The sequence below is a fragment of the Rhodopseudomonas rhenobacensis genome, assembly GCF_014203125.1.
Classification (GTDB): domain Bacteria; phylum Pseudomonadota; class Alphaproteobacteria; order Rhizobiales; family Xanthobacteraceae; genus Rhodopseudomonas_A; species Rhodopseudomonas_A rhenobacensis.
In genome coordinates this window covers 31,465-49,734 of the sequence record NZ_JACHIH010000009.1, presented here as the reverse complement: position 1 = coordinate 49,734, position 18,270 = coordinate 31,465, and the positions used below count along the sequence as shown (strand labels likewise).

The window sequence follows — 18,270 nt, the reverse complement described above, 5'->3', positions numbered from 1 at the left end:
TCGCGGCGGGCGACACACAACAATCATCGGGGAACAGCATGGCAGGAACGGTTGAGCAGAAGCTTGCGGCACAGGGTGTGACGCTGCCCGAGCCCAAGAGCCCGGTCGCGAACTACGTGGGCTTCGTCCGCTCCGGGAACCTGCTGTTCGTTTCCGGTCAGATCTGTTCCGACGCCGAAGGCCAGCTGATCGCCAAGGGCAAGCTCGGCGCGGGCGTCACGCTCGAACAGGGCGTCGCGGCCGCGCGCGGCTGCGCCATCAATCTATTGGCGCAGGTCAAGGCGGCGCTCGGCGATCTCGACAAGGTGGTGCGCGTGGTGCGGCTCGGCGGCTTCGTCAACGCCGCGCCGGACTTCTTCGACGCGCCCAAGGTGGTGAACGGCGCCTCCGACCTGATGGTCGCAGCGTTCGGCGACAAGGGCCGCCACGCCCGCGCCGCGGTCGGTGTCGCAGCCTTGCCGGCCGACGCCGCGGTCGAGGTCGACGCGGTGTTCGAAGTCGCTTAGCGAGGTGAGTATGCGGGCGCCCGACTGGTTGACCGCGCGACCGATCGCGCATCGCGGTTTGCATGATCGCGCCCGCGGCGTGGTCGAGAACATGCCGGGCGCGGTCCATGCGGCGATCGCCGGCCGGTTCGGCATCGAGGTCGACCTGCAATTGACGTCGGACGGCGAGGCCATGGTGCATCACGACGATGCGCTGGGCCGGCTGACCGACGGCAGCGGCGCGCTGGCCACGCAGACCGCCGCGCAGCTCAAGCAGGTGCCGTTCAAGGACACGCCGGAGCGGATGATGACGCTCGGCGATCTCTGCGCCTTGGTCGATGGCGCGGTGCCGCTCTTGATCGAGGTAAAGAGCCATTTCGACGGCGACCGCAAGCTGGTGGCGCGGATGGCGCAGGTGCTGGCAAATTACAGCGGCCCGGCGGCGGTGATGTCGTTCGATCCCGACCAGGTGCTGGCGTTGCGCGAAGCCTTGCCGCAGCTGCCGCGCGGCGTCACCGCGCAGCGCCGCTACGACGATCCGTATTGGGACCATCTCGCGCCGGCCAAGCGCAACACCATGCTGCATCTGCGCCACGGCCTGCAGACCCAGCCGCATTTCATCGCCTATTGGGTGCAGGACCTGCCGGCGCCGGCGCCGTGGATCGCCCGCAACCTGTTCGGCTGCGCGCTGCTGACCTGGACGGTGCGGACGCCGGAGCAGCGGCAGCACGCCGCGCGCTATGCCGACCAGATGATTTTCGAAGGCTTTCGCCCGGAGGATTGAGCGGCCTTGAACTCAAGCGGACAATGCACAAATCAGCAGGATGGCGCCGACGATGCTCGATCCCGATTTGCCCGCTGTTTTCGCCCGGTTCGCTGATCGATGACGGAGATCACGCTCGAAGCGGTGGGCTCGGTCGAGCAGATCGCGGCCGCCGATTGGGACGCCTGCGCGGCCTCGCCGCTGCAGGCCGGCGTGCCGCCCGGCAACGGCTGCGCGCCCCCCTCGTCGTACAATCCGTTCACCTCGCACGCGTTCTTCGCCGCGCTGGAAGATTCCAACTCGGCCTGCGCCCGCACCGGCTGGGGGCCGCGCCATCTGATCGCCCGGCAGAACGGCACAATCGTCGGCATCGTGCCGTGCTATCTGAAGTCGCATTCGCAGGGCGAATACGTGTTCGACCGCGGCTGGGCCGACGCCTATGAGCGCGCCGGCGGCCGCTATTATCCAAAGCTGCAGGTCTCGGTGCCGTTCACGCCGGCGACCGGACCGCGCCTGCTGATCCGCCCCGGCGTCGATGCCGAACAGGTCGGCACCGCGCTGGCGAACGGCCTGGTGGCGCTGTGCGGCGTCAGCAAAGCGTCGTCGGTGCACGTCACCTTCGCCCGCGAGCAGGAGTGGAAATTCTTGGCGCAACAGGGCTTCCTGCAGCGCACCGACCAGCAATTCCACTGGCACAATGCCGGCTACAGCAGCTTCGATGATTTTCTCGCCACCCTCGCCTCCCGGCATCGCAAGGCGATCAAGCGCGAGCGCCGCGACGCGCTGGCGGGCGGCATCAGCATCGAGGCCTTGACCGGCGCCGCGATCACCGAGGAAGCTTGGGATGCGTTCTTCGAATTCTACATGGAGACCGGATCGCGCAAATGGGGCCGGCCGTATCTGACCCGCGCGTTCTACAGCGAGATCGGCCGCACCATGAGCGATCAGGTGCTGCTGGTGATGGCGAAGCGCGACGGCCGCTTCATCGCCGGCGCGATCAATTTCATCGGCGGCGACGCGCTGTTCGGCCGGCACTGGGGCGCCATCGAGCATCACCCGTTCCTGCATTTCGAGGTCTGCTACTATCAGGCGATCGAGTTCGCGATTTTGCGCGGCCTTGCCACCGTCGAAGCCGGCGCACAGGGCGAGCACAAGATCGCGCGCGGCTACCTGCCGCAAACCACCTATTCGGCGCATTTCATCGCCGATCCGGGTCTGCGCCGCGCGGTCGCGGACTACCTTAAGCAGGAGCGCGCCTATGTGGCGGCGGCGGCGCGCGAACTCACCGAGGCCGGCCCGTTCCGCAAGAGCGCCGACGAGCCGTCTTGACCGCGTCGCGCGCGGCAGCGACAGTCGCGCCCATCAAATTTCGGAGTCGTCATGACCGCCTATGATCCCGACAACATCTTCGCCAAGATTCTGCGCGGCGAATTTCCCTGCTATAAAGTCTATGAGAACGACCACGTGCTGGCGTTTCTCGACATCATGCCGCGCGCGCCCGGCCACACGCTGGTGCTTCCGAAGGCGGCGGCGCGCAACATCCTGGATATTTCAGCGGAAGATTTCGCCGATGTAGCGCGCGGGGCGCATACCATCGCCCGCGCCGCCAAGACCGCGTTCGACGCCGACGGCATCACCGTGCAGCAGTTTTCCGAAGCCGCCGGCGGCCAGGTGGTGTTTCACCTGCACATGCACGTGATCCCGCGCCACGACGGCGTGGCGCTGCTGCCGCCCGCCAGCCGCAAGGAAGACGCCGCGGTGCTCGAGGCGCAGGCGAAGAAACTGATCGCGGCGCTGCAGGGCTAAGTCGAACTGAGCTGTCATTCCGGATTGCGCGTTCACCACCTCGTCATTCCGGGGCACGAGCAGCGCAAGCTGCGCGTGAACCCGGAATCTCGCAACCCGCGGCGGGCTCTCGGCCCCCGCGGCAAGATTCCGGGTTCGCTCGTTCTGACGAACTCGCGCCCCGGAATGACGACCTCCTGTGTTTTTGACGCCCAGCAAACAACAGAAAAGAGAGACGAAGTTCGCGCGCCAAATCGCGCTACTTCCCCTCCGGCATCGCGCACTGAAAGCGGTCGGGCTTCAGATCGATCAGCGGCGTGTCGTCGAGGCAATCCAGCCCGCGCACCAAGACGGTCGCGCCTTCGATGCCGACCAGCGTCACCCGCGAGGTGCCGATCGGATTGGGCCGCAGCGGCGAGCGCAAGGCAAACGTGCCGCGCGCTTCGTCGCCGCGGCGCTTCTGCAGCACCAGATCGCGCCGCGACAGATGCAGCCAATACAGCACTTCGAGATAGGCGTATTTCTCCAGCCCCTGCAGCGCGGGCAGCCACGGCTCAATAATCTCCAGCCGGCACACCGGCCCGTCGAGCGCGCCCTGTCGCGGCGTCTGGTCGCGCGAGGTCCAGGGCGTGCGGATCCGGCCGATGAAGATCAGCCCGGCGTCGGTGGCGGGCGGCGGCGTGACGGCGATTTCGCCGTCGCGGATGTCACTGTAGTCCATGGCGCAGTCCAGCTTATGCCGAGAAAGACAATCTCGCGGTAGACCAACGAGGCCGCCGCGGCAAGCGCTATCCGAGCGCCCATTTGCCGATCAGCATGGTGGCTTCGCCTGCCAGCACGCCGAGCAGAATCGAGCGCCGCGCCACGATGAACACCACCAGCCCGACCGCGACAGCGCCATAGCGCAGCGGCCCCGGTACGCTGGCGAGCGCGCCCGGCGGCAGCACCAGGATTTGCGCGATGACGCCGGCGAGGATCGCGGTCGCCACCGCCCTCACCCACACCAGGATTTCCGAGCCTTCGTCGAGCCCGCCGCCGAGCCACAGCCCGAGCATCCGCCACACTTCATTCGGCAGAAAGCCCGCCACCAGCAGCACCACGAGCGCGTGCCAGTCGCCGATGAACTCGCTCATCGGCGCTTCCTCCACAGGTGTACGCCGTAAGCGATGGTGCCGGCGGACACGCCGCTGATCAGGATATCGACGCCGGTGTGCAGCAGCGAGACCAGCGGAAACAGCGCCAGCCCAAGCCCAAGGGCTACGACGTCGGCGAGTTCGCGGCAGTTGCGCGCGGTCGACAGCAGAAACGCCAACGGCGTCAGCAGCAGGATCGCGGCGCCGAGCGATTGCGGCAGATTGGCCGCAAGCTGAAAGCCGACCACGTTGGCGACCAGGCAGACCGAGACCAGGCCGCAGCCGAGCCCCAGCGTAAACGGGATCCGGCGCTCGCGCGGCACCATCGGAAACAGCCGGAAGCACTCCACCCACAGCGTCACCGCGATGAAATGCGCCGGCAGGATCAGGTGTCGCTTCTTGGTGGTCGGCGTACGCATCATCGGCAGCACCGCGACCACCATCGGGAACAGCCGGATCGCGCTCACCGTGACGGCGATCGCGGCCTGCGCCACGGTCGCGCCGGAGCCCAATGTCGAGATCAGGATGATCTGCGCCGGGCCCGCCCACACAAAGAAGGTCGACGCCAGCACCCAGCCGAGGCTGAAGTGCGTATCATGCGCCAGCGCGCCGATGCCCAGATAGGTCGCGAACAACACCGCGGTCAGAATCGTGGTGGCGACCGCGCGCAGGCCCTGCCTGAAAGCAGCCGCGGGGCTTTGCCATATCGGTGAGTCGAGAGCCGGAAGCGCCATGAGACCCGTGAATTGCGTGAAGCCGTCGCTCATTGGCGTGATCAAGAAGCCCCCCGTCAAGCGGCCGGTGGACAGGAAAATTTGTTTTGCCGTCAGTGCAACGACCAGACCGCCGCCATCGACGCCGGTCGATCAACCATTGAGCCGCGCATTGCGCAGCACCAGACAGGCGCCGCCGGCGCGGCGAATTTTGCTGCACAGATTGTCCGCCGCGCCCCGGGTCTCGGCGCCGATCCGCACCTGATAGAAGGTGCGGGTGCCGCGGCTGCGCCACACCGATCCCAACAGGTTCGGATCCTGATCGCCGATCACCGACCCGAGCCGCGTCATCGCGCGGGCATAGAGCGACAGCGCGCGGTCGCGATTGAAGCCGGCGGCGAGTTGCACGCCCCATGGCCGGTCGGCACCGAGTTTCACGCGCTCTGCGAGTTGCGTCACGAACGGATTGGGCGCGCGCGTCAATAGCGCCATCAAGGTCCGGCAGCTGGTGGCGGGAGCCGGCTCGGCGGCCTTGCCGTTGCGGCCGATTGCCGCCCAATCATCGACCGAGGTGCCGGTGATCGCCGAGACGTAGTTGCGGGTCTCCTGCGGCAGATAACCGTTGCCGGCGATCCAGTCCTGCACCCGGCGCGGCCCGGCATTGTAGGCCGCGGCCGCAAGCCCGAGGTTGCCGAACTGGCCGCGCAGCTCGCTCAAGAATTCCGCGGATTTCGGCAACGCCTGCACCGGATCGAACGGATCGAGCAACCGCCGCTCATTGGCGGTGCCGGGCATGAACTGCGCGATGCCCTGGGCGCGGCTGCCGCTGCGGGTCAACGGACCGATCGCGTCGGGCTGAAACCGGCTTTCCTGCCAGATCACGCGGGCGAAAAACTCCAGCGGCAGGTCGTTCGCCTTGGCAGCCGATTCGATCATCAGGCAGATCGACTCGCGGGTGTCGCCATTGCCCGCGCTTTCCGTCGGCGGCGAAACTTGGGGTGGCGACGCCTGCTGCGGCGGCGCTTGTTCGGGCTGCTGCTGAGACTGCTGCGGCTGCGCGTCCTGCTTCGGCGCGGCAGCATCGCGGTTCGGCGGCGGCGCCGCCGGCGCATCCTTGGTCGCCGCCTCGCCGCTTGGCGACGCATCTTCGGCGCGCAGCGGCACGCTGAGGCCGAGCGCGGCCAGCATCAGCAAGCATATCACCGAGGCGCGCCGTGCTGGCATTCAGACGTCCATTTCGATGGCGGTTTGCGATCGGCGCGCCGCGACTTGACACGACGCGCAACGCGACAACAATTCGCCTGTGAGATCCCAAGCCGGGGCAAAGTTATGGCTGTAACGCTGCACGAGCAACCCGGTTTCGCGGCCGACGACGACGTGCCGATCCCCTATATGGCGCGCACCCGCGCGTATTACGCCGCGATCGGCTACCCCGAGCCGTATCGCTGGGCGCATCACGTCGGCGCGCCGTTCCAGCCGCTGCGCAAGCCGCTGGAGCGCGCCCGCATCGCGCTCGTCACCACGGCGGCGCCGTTCGATCCGGCGAAAGGCGACCAGGGCCCCGGTGCGCCGTATAATGGCGGCGCCAAGTTCTATCAGGTCTATGACGGCGACAGCGGAAAGCCGCACGATCTGCGGATCTCGCACATCGCCTATGATCGCATCCACACCAGCGCCGAAGACGGCAATTGCTGGTTTCCGCTGCCGCAGCTCAAGCGCCTCGCTGCCGCCGGACGGATCGGCGAGGTCGCGCCGCGGTTCTTCGGCGCGCCGACCAACCGCAGCCATCGCGTCACCATCGAGACCGACGCGCCGGAGATTCTGGCGCGCTGCCGCGCCGACGCCGTCGATGCGGTGGTGCTGGTGCCGAACTGTCCGGTCTGCCATCAAACCGTCAGCCTGGTGGCGCGGCGTCTCGAACAAGGCGGCATCTCCACCGTGGTGATGGGCTGCGCCAAGGACATCGTCGAACACGTTGCGGTGCCGCGGTTTCTGTTCAGCGACTTTCCGCTCGGCAATTCCGCCGGCAAGCCGCATGACCAAGCCTCGCAGGCGTTGACGCTGGAACTGGCGCTGCGGCTCTTGGAAACCGCGCCCGGTCCGCAGACCACGGTGCAATCACCATTGCGCTGGCGCGACGACGCCGCGTGGAAGCGCGACTACAACAACGTCGCCGCGCTGAGCCCTGAGGAACTGGCGCGGCGGCGGCGCGAGTTCGACGCGCAGAAACAGCGCGCCCGCGCGGTGCGCGAGGGGGCAGCCGGCTGATGCGCGCGATTTACCTTAACGCCAGCTCGTCGGCGCACCGGCCTTCCCTGCGGCCGCGTGCGGTGTAGAGTTCTCGCTTTCCAGCGCGGGATGGCAGATGACGATCGATCGGCGTCGACACTTGCGGGACAAAGTCATTTACGGCGCGGTGGCCACGCGCAGCGACAGCGGCGCGACGCGTGACTGCGTCGTGCGCAACATCTCCGACCAGGGCGCCCGCCTGGAATTCGGCAGCACCGTCGGGCTTCCCGACAACCTCGGCCTGACCATCGCCCGCAAAGGCCGCTCGTTTTCCGCGAATATCGTCTGGCGTAGGGCCACCGCGGTCGGCGTGGCGTTTGCCGAAGCCGCGCCCGCCTCCGACCTCGACGAGCGGCTGCGCAAGAGCGAGAAGAAGCAGCGCGAGTTGAAGCGCAAGATCCGGATGCTGCTCGGCGAAGGCTGATCACGCTGAGCTGTGGGCAAGTCCCGCGCAAGCGGTGCCCCCATGCGTCTCGCCTGGCGCCGGTCGCCGCCGCCAATTGCCTTGCCGGGCGATTTGATTAAAACGTCGTCGTGACCCCACGATCGGTTGCGCCCGCTCGCCGGTTGCGCGCCGCTCTGCCAAGGACGACGAGCATCAAGCGCAAGAAGCCCAAGAACCGCCCGCCGAAGAAGCGCCACGGGTCCGGTCCGCCGGTTTCGCAGCGGCCCGTGCCGAAGCCGGCCGTCGCGGCGACCGAGGTTCCGGCCGCGGTCGATCATGGATCTGTGCCGGTCGCCGAACCACGGGCGGCGGCGCCGGCGCCGCGCGTCGCCGCTTCGTCCCAAGCCGCTTCGTCCCAAGCCGCTTCGTCCCAAGCCGCTTCGTCCCAAGCCGCTTCGTCCCAAGCCAATGCATCCGCAGCACCGCGCGCGAAAGCCGCGAAGCCGGCCGCCGCAGCGCCCGCCCCCGGCGTCGCCCCGGCAGCCCCCGCCGCTGGCAAAGCCACGCCCGGCTTTTCGTTCGCCAAGCTCTACGCCGAGACCTGCGATTCCTTCCTCGATGCGCTGCAGACCTCGCCTAACCGGCTGCTGCTGTGGATCATGGGCGCCTATGGGGCGCTGTGGTTCTCCAGCACGGTCAGCTTTCCGGCGATGCCGTTCGACAGCTACGAGATGTTCCTGTTCGGCAAGGAGATGCAGTGGGGCTACTGGAAGCACCCGCCGCTGGAGCCATGGCTGACCGAGATCGCCTATCAGCTCACCTTCCATTGGATCAGCTCGCATTTCGTGCTGGCGATCGGTTCGATCCTGGTGACGTTCTATTTCGTCTACCTGATCGGCACGGAGACCGTCGGCAAGACCGGCGCGACGCTCGCCGTCGCGCTCACCATCCTGATCTATTATTTCGGCCCGCCGGTGACGATGTACAACCACAACGTCGGGCAGCTGCCGATCTTTGCCGCCACCGTCTACATCTATCGCAAGGCGGTGCTCGGCGAGAAGCTGTCGAACTGGGTGCTGCTCGGCGTCGCCGCGGCGATCCTGATGTACGCCAAATATTCCGGCGCGCTGCTGCTCGCGGTGCTGGTCCTGCATCTCTTGCTGATGCCGCAGGGCCGCCGGCAGCTGTTGAGCCGCGGGCCTTACGTCGCCGCACTGGTCGGGCTGGTCGTGCTGCTGCCGAACCTGATCTGGCTGGTGCACAGCAATTTCCTGCCCTTCACCTTCGCCTTCGACCGCCCGCCGGTGGAAGGCTTGGTGCCGCGGGTCTGGGCGGGGCTGAAATTCCTGTTCGCGCAGCTCGGCTATCACGCCGGTCTCATCGTCGTGGTGCTGCTGGCGATGATCCCGAAGCTGCCGCTGCAGGGCCAGCCGGTCGCGATCGAGCTGGGGCGACCGAGCCTGTTCGACAAGTCGCTGGTGCTGATGGCGGCGTTTCTGCCGCTGTTGATGATCGGCGCGATGACGTCCTGGGCCGGCGTCGATCAACGGCCGGAAATCGGCGGCTCGCTGGTGGCGCTGTCGGGGCTCGCCATGGTGATGCTGCTGCCGCAGCGCAGCGTGTTGCGCGCGCCGCGGCTGGTCACCACGATCTGGCTGTTGGTGCTGATCGGCCTGCCGATCGGCCACGTGGTGTTCATCAACGCCAAGGCCAATGGCAGCGGCCAGGTGCCGACCCAGATGTGGCCGGCGCGGGAATTGTCCGGCGCGATGCAGGCGATCTGGAACAGCAAGTCGCTGCGCCGGCTGGACATCGTCACCGGCGACTTCAAGCAGGCCGGCTTCGTCGCGCTCTACGCCTCGCCGCGGCCGTCGGTGTTCATCGACGCCGATTTCCGCAAGAGCCCGTGGGTGACGCCGGAGCGGCTGAAGCAATCCGGCACCCTGGTGATCTGGGCGACCTCGGACTTCCCGCGCACCGACGAGATTCCGGAGCCGTATCGCGCGGCGCTCGAAGGGCTGACGCCGACGCTTGGCACCATGGTGCTGCCGCTCGGCCACGGCAAATCGCAGACCTATGGCTGGGCGGTGATGCTGCCGGAAGGCACGCCGACGCTGGCGCCGCCCCCCGGCGCACCCAAGCAGCCGTGAGATCCACCCAACCGTAACAAACCAACGGGGCCGGCGATCGCTCGCCGGCCCCGTCTGATTGACTCTTCGGATGGCAGCCTGACGGCCGCCTGCTGATCAAACCTTGACCAGCGGTCCCTTCGAGGACGGCCCGTCCGAGCCGCCGCCGGATTTCGGCTTGCGCGCGCTGCGCTTGCGGGCGCCCGGCAGCTTCTCCGGCTTCGGCGTCACCGGGCCTTCGACATATTCAAAACCGATCTTCTCCAGATCGACCCCGGCGACCGCTTCGTCCTTGACCAGCACGACGCGAACGTGACCGCCGCCCTTCAGCCGGCCGAACAGCACCTCGTCGGCCAACGGCTTCTTGATGTGCTCCTGGATCACCCGCGACATCGGCCGCGCGCCCATCTGCTCGTCATAGCCGTGCTGCACCAGCCAGGCCTTCGCCGGCTCGGACAGTTCGATGGTGACGTCGCGATCGGCGAGCTGCACCTCGAGCTGCAGCACGAACTTCTCCACCACCATGCCGATGACGTCGGCATTGAGATGCGCGAACGACACGATGGCGTCGAGACGGTTGCGGAATTCCGGCGCGAACTGCCGGTTGATCGCCTCGTGGTCGTCGCCTTCGCGCTTGTTGCGGGTGAAGCCGAACGCCTGGCGGGCCAGATCGGCGGCGCCGGCATTGGTCGTCATGATCAGGATCACGTTGCGGAAGTTGACCTGCTTGCCGTTGTGATCGGTCAGCCTTCCATGATCCATGATCTGCAACAGCACGTTGTAAAGATCCGGATGCGCCTTCTCGATTTCGTCGAGCAGCACCACGCAATGCGGGTGCTGATCGACGCCGTCGGTCAAGAGGCCGCCCTGGTCGAAGCCGACATAGCCCGGAGGCGCGCCGATCAGCCGCGACACGGTGTGCCGCTCCATGTATTCTGACATGTCGAAGCGGATCAGCTCGACGCCGAGCGAGGCTGCGAGTTGCTTTGCCACCTCGGTCTTGCCGACGCCGGTTGGGCCGGAGAACAGATAGGAGCCGATCGGCTTCTCCGGTTCGCGCAAGCCGGCGCGCGCCAGCTTGATCGACGCCGCCAAGGCTTCGATCGCCTTGTCCTGGCCGAACACCACGCGCTTCAGCGTGGTTTCGAGATGCTTCAGCACCTCGGCGTCGTCCTTCGACACGCTCTTCGGCGGGATCCGCGCCATGGTCGCGACCGTGGTCTCGATTTCCTTGATGCCGATGGTCTTCTTGCGCTTGTTCTCCGACACCAGCATCTGCGCCGCGCCGGATTCGTCGATCACGTCGATCGCCTTGTCCGGCAGTTTGCGGTCATGGATGTAGCGCGACGATAGTTGTACCGCAGCTTCGATCGCCTCGTTGGTGTATTTCAGCTTGTGGTAGTCCTCGAAATACGGCTTCAGCCCCTTGAGGATCGCGATCGCGTCTTCGACGGTCGGCTCGTTGACGTCGATCTTCTGGAACCGGCGCACCAGCGCGCGGTCCTTCTCGAAGTGCTGGCGATATTCCTTGTAGGTGGTTGAACCCATGCAGCGGATGGTGCCCGATGCGAGGGCAGGCTTGAGCAGATTCGAGGCATCCATCGCGCCGCCGGAGGTGGCGCCGGCGCCGATCACGGTATGGATCTCGTCGATGAACAGAATCGCGTTGGGATGCGCTTCCAGCTCCTTCAACACCTGCTTCAAGCGTTCTTCGAAGTCGCCACGATAGCGCGTGCCGGCGAGCAGCGTGCCCATGTCGAGCGAGAACACGGTTGCGGCAGCCAGCACCTCCGGCACTTCCGAGTCGACGATGCGCTTGGCGAGGCCCTCGGCGATCGCGGTCTTGCCGACGCCGGCTTCGCCGACGAACAGCGGGTTGTTCTTCTGCCGGCGGCACAGCACCTGGATCGCGCGGTTGATTTCGGAGTTACGGCCGATCACCGGATCGATCTTGCCGTCGCGAGCCTTCTTGTTGAGGTTGACGCAATAGGTGTCCAAAGCGTCACCTTTCTTTTTGCTGTCCTCGCCACCCTTGGTCTCGGTCTCCTCATCAACCCCACGCACCGGCCGCGCCTCGGACACTCCGGGCCGCTTGGCAATGCCATGGCTGATGTAATTGACGGCGTCGTAGCGCGTCATGTCCTGCTCCTGCAGGAAATACGCGGCGTGACTCTCGCGCTCGGCGAAGATCGCGATCAGAACGTTGGCCCCGGTGACCTCTTCGCGGCCGGACGACTGCACGTGGATCACGGCGCGCTGAATCACCCGCTGGAATCCGGCGGTCGGCTTGGCGTCGTCGGCGCCGTCGGTCACCAGGTTCTCGAATTCGGTCTCGAGATAATTGACGAGGCTGGTGCGCAGCTTGTCGAGATCGACGCTGCAGGCCCGCATCACTGCCGCGGCATCGGAGTCGTCCACCAGCGAAAGCAGCAAGTGCTCGAGCGTCGCATATTGATGATGGCGCTCGTTCGCGATCGCGAGGGCGCGGTGCAGGGATTGCTCAAGGCTCTGTGAAAATGTTGGCATTCTCGTCCTCTATGGCCCCCGCCTATCATGGCCGCCGATGCTTGGTCAGGCAACAACAACCTTGCTCATATAGTGATCCAACCTCGCGGCGAAAGTCCGGTTCCGCGCGGGCCGATGCGCGGTGAAGTGCTCGCCGAAAGACTCGATGCAAGACCCGATGCAAGACCCGTTCCGGATTTCAGCGTCCCCGGCCGCGTCACTTCTTTTCCATCACGCACTGTAAAGGGTGTTGATGCTTGCGGGCAAAATCCATCACCTGAGTCACTTTGGTCTCGGCGATTTCGTAGGTGAACACGCCGCACTCGCCGATTCCGTGATGATGCACGTGCAACATCACCTGGGTGGCGGCTTCGACGTCCATCTGGAAAAACTTCTCCAGCACATGCACGACGAATTCCATCGGCGTGTAATCGTCGTTGAGAATCAACACGCGGTACAGATTGGGCCGCTTGGTCTTCGGCTTGACCTTGGTGATGACCGAGGTCGCCGGGTTGCCCGGACCGCCGGAGCGGCCTTCGTCATTGCCCATTCGCGGGCCGGACCGAACGAGGTCCCGCGTCGAAGACCGTTGGAAGGGCGAATATGCTCGATATGGCGTCGCGTGCAGCATGGTTAGGCGTTCGAAATCCAGGGAGGCGATTGACGGCAAACGACAGGCGCCCCCCAAATGAGCCCCTTGAATGCGTTCAATCCAGCACGTTGGGAGCCGCTCAACGGCAGCGGCCGATCCGCCGACTGGATCGGATCGCATGAATATGGGTCAGCATCAGCTTGGCCGCAAGCGCAGAGATTTATAGCGATTCTGGATCGTTACGACGACCGGCCGCCGCGCGACCGCTCCGCCCGCGCCTCGGCGACGTTAACGGGAACCAGCCAGGATTCGTCGCGGCGATTCATCTGCCGTTGACAATGGCACGACGGCGAAGCCCGCGCGCCTCGGAAATGTACGGCAATTGACCTTGTTTTGCAGGAGATCTTTACCCAGCGTTCATGGCATCGGCCCGAAATGCCCGCACAGAACGCGCATTTTGGGAAAAGCCATGCCTCTCGCCTCCCCTCTTCGCCGGCTGCGCCGCGCGGCGCAGGCATTTCGAACCGCCAACCAGGGCAACATCGCGGTGCTGTTCGGCCTCGCGATCATTCCGCTGATCAGCTTCGTCGGGGTCGCCGTCGATTACAGCCGAGCCGCCGCCGCCCGCACCGCCATGCAGGCGGCGGTGGATTCCGCCACGCTGATGGTGTCCAAGGACTATGCCTCCGGCGTCATCCAACAGAGCGATATCCAGACCACCGCGGATAAGTACTTCAGAGCGCTGTATACCGGCACGGGTGCAGGCTCTCTCGACGTCAAGGCGACCTATACGGCCAAATCCGCTGACGGCACGTCGACCGTCGTGTTGAAAACCACGGGCAGTCTGCCGACCTCCTTCCTCAAGGTCGCCGGCTTCACCGAGATTCCATTTGCGGCGACGTCGACGTCGACCTGGGGCGCCACCCGGTTGCGCGTCGCGATGGCGCTCGACGTCACCGGCTCGATGCAATACGACGACAAGCTCGCGGCGATGAAGACCGCGGCGATCAAGCTCGTCAATACGCTGAAGGCCTCCGCGACGACCGACGAGGACGTCTATATTTCCATCGTTCCCTTCAACGTCATGGTCGACGTCGGAACCGCCAACAAGAATGCGACCTGGCTCGACTGGGACACCAATTACGGCAGTTGCAAATCCAACAACACCAAGAAGTCGACCTGTCAGGCCGCGGGCGAGACTTGGAGCAACAATAGCTGCATATCCAAATATACACGGAAGAGTTTATGTGTGGCAGCCGGCGAGACCTGGACCGCGAGCAACGTTAGCAACTGGCAGGGCTGCGTCACCGATCGCACCACCACGGGCGATTACGACATCAAAAAAACCGCGCCCACGACGGCGACGCCGGCGACGTTGTTCCTGGCGCAGCCCTACTCCAGCTGTCCTTTGTCCCTCTTGCCGATGAAATCCGCCTACAAAGCGACCGAGTCGGACACCTCCACCGACGTGACCACACTGAAAGGCAAAATCAACAAGCTCGACGCCGAGGGCAATACTAACCAGCCGATCGGCCTGTTCTGGGCGTGGATGTCGCTCCAACTCGGCGATCCACTGAATACGCCAGTCAAAGACACGGATTACAAATACACCGACGCCATCATCCTGCTATCCGACGGCGACAACACCCAAAGCGGCTACAGCAGTTCCGTCTCCGTGATCGACGCCAGGCAAAAGAAGCTTTGCGACAATATCAAAGACCCGCTGAACGGCACGACGACGATCTTCACAATTCAGGTGAACACCGACGGCGACGATGAGTCCGCGGTGCTGAAATATTGCGCCAGCGACGGCCAGTTCTTTCAATCGACCACCGCCGACCAAATCGCAGTCGCATTCCAGTCGATCGGCTCGTCGCTGACCAAATTGCGGCTCGCGCAATAGTTTCGCGGCTCGCACAACAAAAGCCCGACCGCTGTCTGCGGCCGGGCTTTGGCATGTTTGAATTAACGATCGAGATTAGCGCGCGGCCGGCACGAATTTCGCGGCGATGCCTTCGAGCGGCTTGAAGCTCTGCTTCGCCAGATCGCTGTAGAGGCCGGCGATCTTCTGCGACTCCGCGACGAAAGTCTCATAGGCGCTCTTGGCGTATTCGGTCTGCAACTCGATCGCCTTGTCGAAGGATTTCACCGCCGACAGTTTTTCGACGAAGGCATTGCCGTCTTCGAACGACTTCTTGGTGTAGTCGCCGACCGCGGTGGCGATCGCCTGATAGCTCTTCTGAACGCTGCTCGCCGACGCAACCGCGGTATCGAACTGCTCTTTGCCGTACTGCTGGATCTCTTCCACGTTGACCATTTTCGCGTCCTTCCCAGACTGCTGTCGCCGGGCGACCCGGCTTTTCACCAGGCGAACATACTGCACTGCACAAAAATGTCAATGGTAATTGTGCGCCGCACAATCCGGACTTCGGATAAATTCAACGTGGCCGTGCAACAGTTGCTTAACCTTTTCGAAACTCGCCCGGCCTACCCTGCTCTTTGCACGATCGCTAGAGATAATAATCGCTTGGTGACAGCGAGTTAGCCGGAAATACAGGCTGCTTTTGCCCGGCCGGCGGACCGAACACGGCGCAACCCGCGACGACGGTCGGCGGGCGTCGGGCATAATTTAGCCTCACGGACCGGTGATGTACTGAGAATCGGACGGGGACCTTTATGCATCGCAAAACCTCAGTTTCGCGCACCCTTCGGGTTTGCGTGCTCGGGCTGGCCACCGTCGCGGCCATCATTTACACCACCGACTCAGCCGATGCCCGCCGTCACCGCGCTCGCCATGTCCGTCATCACGTGGCGACCGAAAGCTACAATCCGGCCTTCGCATCGATCATCGTCGACGGCAATTCCGGCGAAGTGCTCACCGCCAACAGTCCCGACGGCCTGCGCCACCCGGCGTCGCTGACCAAGATCATGACATTGTACTTGCTGTTCGAGCGGCTGGAATCCGGCAAGATGCAGCTCGACAGCGAGATGGACGTCTCCGAACACGCCTCTGTTCAGGCCCCGACCAAGCTCGGGCTGCGTCCCGGCCAGAGCATCCGCGTCGAGGACGCCATCAAGGCGCTGGTGACGCGCTCGGCCAACGACGCCGCCGTGGTGATCTCCGAAGCGATCGCCGGCGACGAAGGCGATTTCGCCAAGCTGATGACCAAGAAGGCGCGCTCGCTCGGCATGACCCGGACGGTGTACCGCAACGCCTCGGGCCTGCCCGACGACGACCAGGTCACCACCGCGCGCGATCAGGCGACGCTCGGCCGCGCCATCCAAGAGCGCTTCCCGCGTTATTATCGCTTCTTCTCGACCAGCGTCTTCAACTACCGCGGCAACGCGATCCGCAATCACAACCGCCTGCTCGGCAGCGTCGAAGGCGTCGACGGCATCAAGACCGGCTACACCCGCGCCTCCGGCTTCAATCTCGTCACCTCGATGCACCGCGGCAACCGCCACCTGATCGGCGTCGTGTTGGGCGGCCGCAGCGGCGGCTCGCGCGACGCCATCATGCGCAATTTGCTCGCCGAAAACCTCGACAAGGCCGCGACCCGGCGCACCGTCGCCGCGGTCTCCGAACGCGGCAGCGCCGAAGCCAATGCCGATGTCGCCGAGGACGAGTCCGAGAGCCGCCCGACCAAGACCGTCCAGGTCCAGGGCGGCATCCAGGCCCCGGTGCAGGTCGCCTCGGCGACGGCCGAGCCGGTCGCGCCCCCGCGCCCCGCGGCGTCGATGGCGCGATCGCTGATCCCGCCGCAGGCGGTGCAGAAGCCGGAACCCGGTCCGCTCAATTCCGGCGTCATTCAATCCCAGCAGCAGGCCGCCATTCCGGGTTCGAACGAGCCGATGAAGCCGGTGCGGGTGAAGACCGTCCAGGTCAAAGCCGGCGCGGTCAAGCTGGCCTCGGCGGGCCCAGCGCAGTCGGCGCCGCCGATCACCAATGCGATCCCGGCGCGCGCCGACGTGGCGGAGACTTCGGGCTCGATGATCGCCAAGGCCGATATGCGGACGGAGCCGTCGCGCCTGATGCCGCCGCAGCCGCTCAATCACGGCACCGGCCAGGGCATTCTCGGCGTGCTGCCCGCCTCGGGCGGCCCCTCCTCGCAGGCGATGGCCTATGCCGATCCGTCGCGCGGCCAGCCGCTGGCGACGCAGCAGAACGGCACCGTGAAGCCCGCGGTGCATAGCGGCTGGATCGTTCAGGTCGGCGCGCTGGGCAGCGAATCCGAAGCCCGGCAGCGGCTCGAGGCGGCGCGCGACCAGGCCCGCGGCACGCTCGCCAAGGCCGAGCCGTTCACCGAAACCATCGCCAAAGGCGAGAAGAAGCTGTATCGCGCCCGCTTTGCCGGCTTGGACCGCGACCAGGCCGAGGCGGTCTGTCGCGCGCTGAAGCGCTCCGAGATTTCCTGCATCACCATCAAGAACTGATCCGCAAGAACTGATCCGCAAGAACTGATCCGCAAGAACTGACGACGCCGCGGCGTCGTCACGCGGCCCCGGCACGTGGTCGGCGCGGGCTTCGGCCCGCCGCCGCGCGCCGCCCCGGCTGTCCGCGCCGCGCTTTGCGCCGGCATGGTTGACGGCCGATAAAAAACATCCGCTGAAAACCACTCATCAAGGATTGCCGGCTACAACGGATGCTGAGGGTTGACCACGTCGGCAAACGGCGGGCGGCCCCCCGGGGCGTTAGGCAGAGACCAGAAGCAACTCACAGTTCGGTAGCGTATGTAGCGTGCTGGAGTTAGCTGCGATGAGTGCGAAGCAAAGTATCCTTGGCCGCGTTTACGCGGGCGGCAAGGTACGTCGACCCCCCTTGGTCGGGATGCAGTTTCTTCATGAGCGTACGGTGGGCCTGCCCGATTTCGGCGCGCCCCGCGCCCGGCTTCAGGCCAAGGATCTGATAGGCCTCCTCGTCCGTCATTTTGCCGCTCGACGTCTCGCGGCTCTGCCGCCCTGCCCGGTCGCCCTGCGCGTTCTGACGCCAAGCGGGAAACCGGCGGTCAAGATAGCTTTCAAGTAGCGCGCAGCTCTCGGCGTCGAACGAAGGGATCATCGCCGCCAGTTGCGGCAGATCGAACTCGTCGAGCGAGCGGCCGGCCTGCGGCCCGGCCAGAAAGCGGCCGCTCAACGCGCCGCTGTCGTGGTCGAGCATCATCTCGATATATTGCGACACCACCCGCGAGCTCTGGCCGGCCGAGCGTTTGCCGCGCGATCCGAACAGCGTGCCGAGATTGCCGAAAGCGCCGGAGCCGAACGGCGCCCAGCCGAGCAGCCCGGCACCGAAGATGCCGAGCGGGATCGCCACCGCGAGCTCGCCCTTGACCCCGGTGAACGCCGCCACCGCCAGCGTCACGACGCCGCCGCCGATCTTGATGCCACGCGCCAGCACCGCCGGGTTGGCGGCCCGGAACATCTGCAGCAGCGAATACAGCACTATGACGGCGACGACGCCGGCGATCAGCGTAGGCATGACACCCATATAGTG

General features: G+C 65.5%; 17 protein-coding genes. 9 read left to right on the top strand and 8 right to left on the bottom strand.

Annotation, left to right across the window (positions count from 1 at the left end):
- The first annotated feature begins 38 nt into the window (after positions 1 to 38).
- The 4 genes from HNR60_RS09505 to HNR60_RS09490 all read left to right on the top strand — a co-directional run bounded on the left by HNR60_RS09505 (position 39) and on the right by HNR60_RS09490 (position 3,054).
- Complete coding sequence (locus HNR60_RS09505) at positions 39 to 506, top strand: RidA family protein (RefSeq protein ID WP_184256755.1); 468 nt, start codon at positions 39 to 41, stop codon at positions 504 to 506.
- 10 nt (positions 507 to 516) lie between these two features.
- Entirely contained in the window at positions 517 to 1,269 is a 753-nt protein-coding gene (locus HNR60_RS09500; RefSeq protein WP_184256753.1) for a glycerophosphodiester phosphodiesterase, read from the top strand.
- Between the two features lie 99 nt (positions 1,270 to 1,368).
- On the top strand, positions 1,369 to 2,577 hold the full coding sequence (locus HNR60_RS09495) for a GNAT family N-acetyltransferase (protein ID WP_184256751.1): 1,209 nt from the start codon (positions 1,369 to 1,371) through the stop codon (positions 2,575 to 2,577).
- A gap of 51 nt (positions 2,578 to 2,628) precedes the next feature.
- Positions 2,629 to 3,054, top strand: a complete 426-nt coding sequence (locus HNR60_RS09490; protein WP_184256749.1) for an HIT family protein — start codon at positions 2,629 to 2,631, stop codon at positions 3,052 to 3,054.
- A gap of 238 nt (positions 3,055 to 3,292) precedes the next feature.
- On the opposite strand, the gene tsaA is transcribed toward HNR60_RS09490, so the two are convergent.
- The 4 genes from tsaA to HNR60_RS09470 all read right to left on the bottom strand — a co-directional run bounded on the left by tsaA (position 3,293) and on the right by HNR60_RS09470 (position 6,103).
- A complete protein-coding gene (gene tsaA / locus HNR60_RS09485) occupies positions 3,293 to 3,754 on the bottom strand; it encodes a tRNA (N6-threonylcarbamoyladenosine(37)-N6)-methyltransferase TrmO (RefSeq protein ID WP_184256747.1) in 462 nt (153 codons plus the stop codon).
- A gap of 67 nt (positions 3,755 to 3,821) precedes the next feature.
- The gene (locus HNR60_RS09480) at positions 3,822 to 4,166 is read right to left on the bottom strand and encodes an AzlD domain-containing protein (RefSeq protein WP_184256745.1); all 345 of its coding nucleotides are present in this window, start codon (positions 4,164 to 4,166) and stop codon (positions 3,822 to 3,824) included.
- On the bottom strand, positions 4,163 to 4,900 hold the full coding sequence (locus tag HNR60_RS09475) for an AzlC family ABC transporter permease (protein WP_184256911.1): 738 nt from the start codon (positions 4,898 to 4,900) through the stop codon (positions 4,163 to 4,165). The genes HNR60_RS09480 and HNR60_RS09475 overlap by 4 nt, the downstream gene beginning before the upstream one ends.
- Positions 4,901 to 5,032: 132 nt before the next feature.
- Positions 5,033 to 6,103 (bottom strand): lytic transglycosylase domain-containing protein, encoded by a 1,071-nt coding sequence (locus HNR60_RS09470; RefSeq protein ID WP_246432885.1) that lies wholly within the window; start codon positions 6,101 to 6,103, stop codon positions 5,033 to 5,035.
- A gap of 105 nt (positions 6,104 to 6,208) precedes the next feature.
- On the opposite strand from HNR60_RS09470, the gene HNR60_RS09465 reads away from it, so the two are divergent.
- The 3 genes from HNR60_RS09465 (at position 6,209) to HNR60_RS09455 (ending at position 9,703) form a co-directional block, all read left to right on the top strand.
- Entirely contained in the window at positions 6,209 to 7,147 is a 939-nt protein-coding gene (locus HNR60_RS09465) for a glycine/sarcosine/betaine reductase selenoprotein B family protein (RefSeq protein WP_184256743.1), read from the top strand.
- 97 nt (positions 7,148 to 7,244) lie between these two features.
- Positions 7,245 to 7,592 (top strand): PilZ domain-containing protein, encoded by a 348-nt coding sequence (locus tag HNR60_RS09460; RefSeq protein WP_184256741.1) that lies wholly within the window; start codon positions 7,245 to 7,247, stop codon positions 7,590 to 7,592.
- Positions 7,593 to 7,840: 248 nt separating this feature from the next.
- Positions 7,841 to 9,703: a glycosyltransferase family 39 protein gene (locus HNR60_RS09455; protein WP_347339334.1), complete on the top strand. Its 1,863-nt coding sequence runs from the start codon at positions 7,841 to 7,843 to the stop codon at positions 9,701 to 9,703.
- A gap of 96 nt (positions 9,704 to 9,799) precedes the next feature.
- On the opposite strand, the gene clpA is transcribed toward HNR60_RS09455, so the two are convergent.
- Both clpA and clpS read right to left on the bottom strand, forming a co-directional pair.
- Positions 9,800 to 12,208 (bottom strand): ATP-dependent Clp protease ATP-binding subunit ClpA, encoded by a 2,409-nt coding sequence (gene clpA, locus HNR60_RS09450; protein WP_184256738.1) that lies wholly within the window; start codon positions 12,206 to 12,208, stop codon positions 9,800 to 9,802.
- A gap of 196 nt (positions 12,209 to 12,404) precedes the next feature.
- Positions 12,405 to 12,737: an ATP-dependent Clp protease adapter ClpS gene (clpS, locus tag HNR60_RS09445; protein ID WP_184256736.1), complete on the bottom strand. Its 333-nt coding sequence runs from the start codon at positions 12,735 to 12,737 to the stop codon at positions 12,405 to 12,407.
- Between the two features lie 511 nt (positions 12,738 to 13,248).
- On the opposite strand from clpS, the gene HNR60_RS09440 reads away from it, so the two are divergent.
- A complete protein-coding gene (locus HNR60_RS09440) occupies positions 13,249 to 14,682 on the top strand; it encodes a TadE/TadG family type IV pilus assembly protein (RefSeq protein WP_184256905.1) in 1,434 nt (477 codons plus the stop codon).
- Positions 14,683 to 14,757: 75 nt separating this feature from the next.
- Here HNR60_RS09440 and HNR60_RS09435 read toward each other — a convergent pair whose 3' ends face one another.
- Complete coding sequence (locus HNR60_RS09435; protein WP_184256734.1) at positions 14,758 to 15,096, bottom strand: phasin family protein; 339 nt, start codon at positions 15,094 to 15,096, stop codon at positions 14,758 to 14,760.
- Between the two features lie 359 nt (positions 15,097 to 15,455).
- On the opposite strand from HNR60_RS09435, the gene HNR60_RS09430 reads away from it, so the two are divergent.
- Positions 15,456 to 17,213 (top strand): serine hydrolase, encoded by a 1,758-nt coding sequence (locus HNR60_RS09430; protein WP_184256732.1) that lies wholly within the window; start codon positions 15,456 to 15,458, stop codon positions 17,211 to 17,213.
- Between the two features lie 313 nt (positions 17,214 to 17,526).
- Here HNR60_RS09430 and HNR60_RS09425 read toward each other — a convergent pair whose 3' ends face one another.
- Complete coding sequence (locus tag HNR60_RS09425) at positions 17,527 to 18,255, bottom strand: DnaJ domain-containing protein (RefSeq protein ID WP_184256730.1); 729 nt, start codon at positions 18,253 to 18,255, stop codon at positions 17,527 to 17,529.
- Between the last annotated feature and the right edge of the window lie 15 nt (positions 18,256 to 18,270).

Coding starts and splice junctions, on each gene's coding strand:
- clpA (WP_184256738.1), bottom strand. CDS start 12,208: ATGCCAACATTTTCACAGAGCCTTGAGCAATCCCTGCACCGCGCCCTC.
- HNR60_RS09470 (WP_246432885.1), bottom strand. CDS start 6,103: ATGCCAGCACGGCGCGCCTCGGTGATATGCTTGCTGATGCTGGCCGCG.
- HNR60_RS09465 (WP_184256743.1), top strand. CDS start 6,209: ATGGCTGTAACGCTGCACGAGCAACCCGGTTTCGCGGCCGACGACGAC.
- HNR60_RS09495 (WP_184256751.1), top strand. CDS start 1,369: ATGACGGAGATCACGCTCGAAGCGGTGGGCTCGGTCGAGCAGATCGCG.
- clpS (WP_184256736.1), bottom strand. CDS start 12,737: ATGGGCAATGACGAAGGCCGCTCCGGCGGTCCGGGCAACCCGGCGACC.
- HNR60_RS09500 (WP_184256753.1), top strand. CDS start 517: ATGCGGGCGCCCGACTGGTTGACCGCGCGACCGATCGCGCATCGCGGT.
- tsaA (WP_184256747.1), bottom strand. CDS start 3,754: ATGGACTACAGTGACATCCGCGACGGCGAAATCGCCGTCACGCCGCCG.
- HNR60_RS09490 (WP_184256749.1), top strand. CDS start 2,629: ATGACCGCCTATGATCCCGACAACATCTTCGCCAAGATTCTGCGCGGC.
- HNR60_RS09505 (WP_184256755.1), top strand. CDS start 39: ATGGCAGGAACGGTTGAGCAGAAGCTTGCGGCACAGGGTGTGACGCTG.
- HNR60_RS09425 (WP_184256730.1), bottom strand. CDS start 18,255: ATGCCTACGCTGATCGCCGGCGTCGTCGCCGTCATAGTGCTGTATTCG.
- HNR60_RS09480 (WP_184256745.1), bottom strand. CDS start 4,166: ATGAGCGAGTTCATCGGCGACTGGCACGCGCTCGTGGTGCTGCTGGTG.
- HNR60_RS09435 (WP_184256734.1), bottom strand. CDS start 15,096: ATGGTCAACGTGGAAGAGATCCAGCAGTACGGCAAAGAGCAGTTCGAT.
- HNR60_RS09430 (WP_184256732.1), top strand. CDS start 15,456: ATGCATCGCAAAACCTCAGTTTCGCGCACCCTTCGGGTTTGCGTGCTC.
- HNR60_RS09460 (WP_184256741.1), top strand. CDS start 7,245: ATGACGATCGATCGGCGTCGACACTTGCGGGACAAAGTCATTTACGGC.
- HNR60_RS09440 (WP_184256905.1), top strand. CDS start 13,249: ATGCCTCTCGCCTCCCCTCTTCGCCGGCTGCGCCGCGCGGCGCAGGCA.
- HNR60_RS09475 (WP_184256911.1), bottom strand. CDS start 4,900: ATGGCGCTTCCGGCTCTCGACTCACCGATATGGCAAAGCCCCGCGGCT.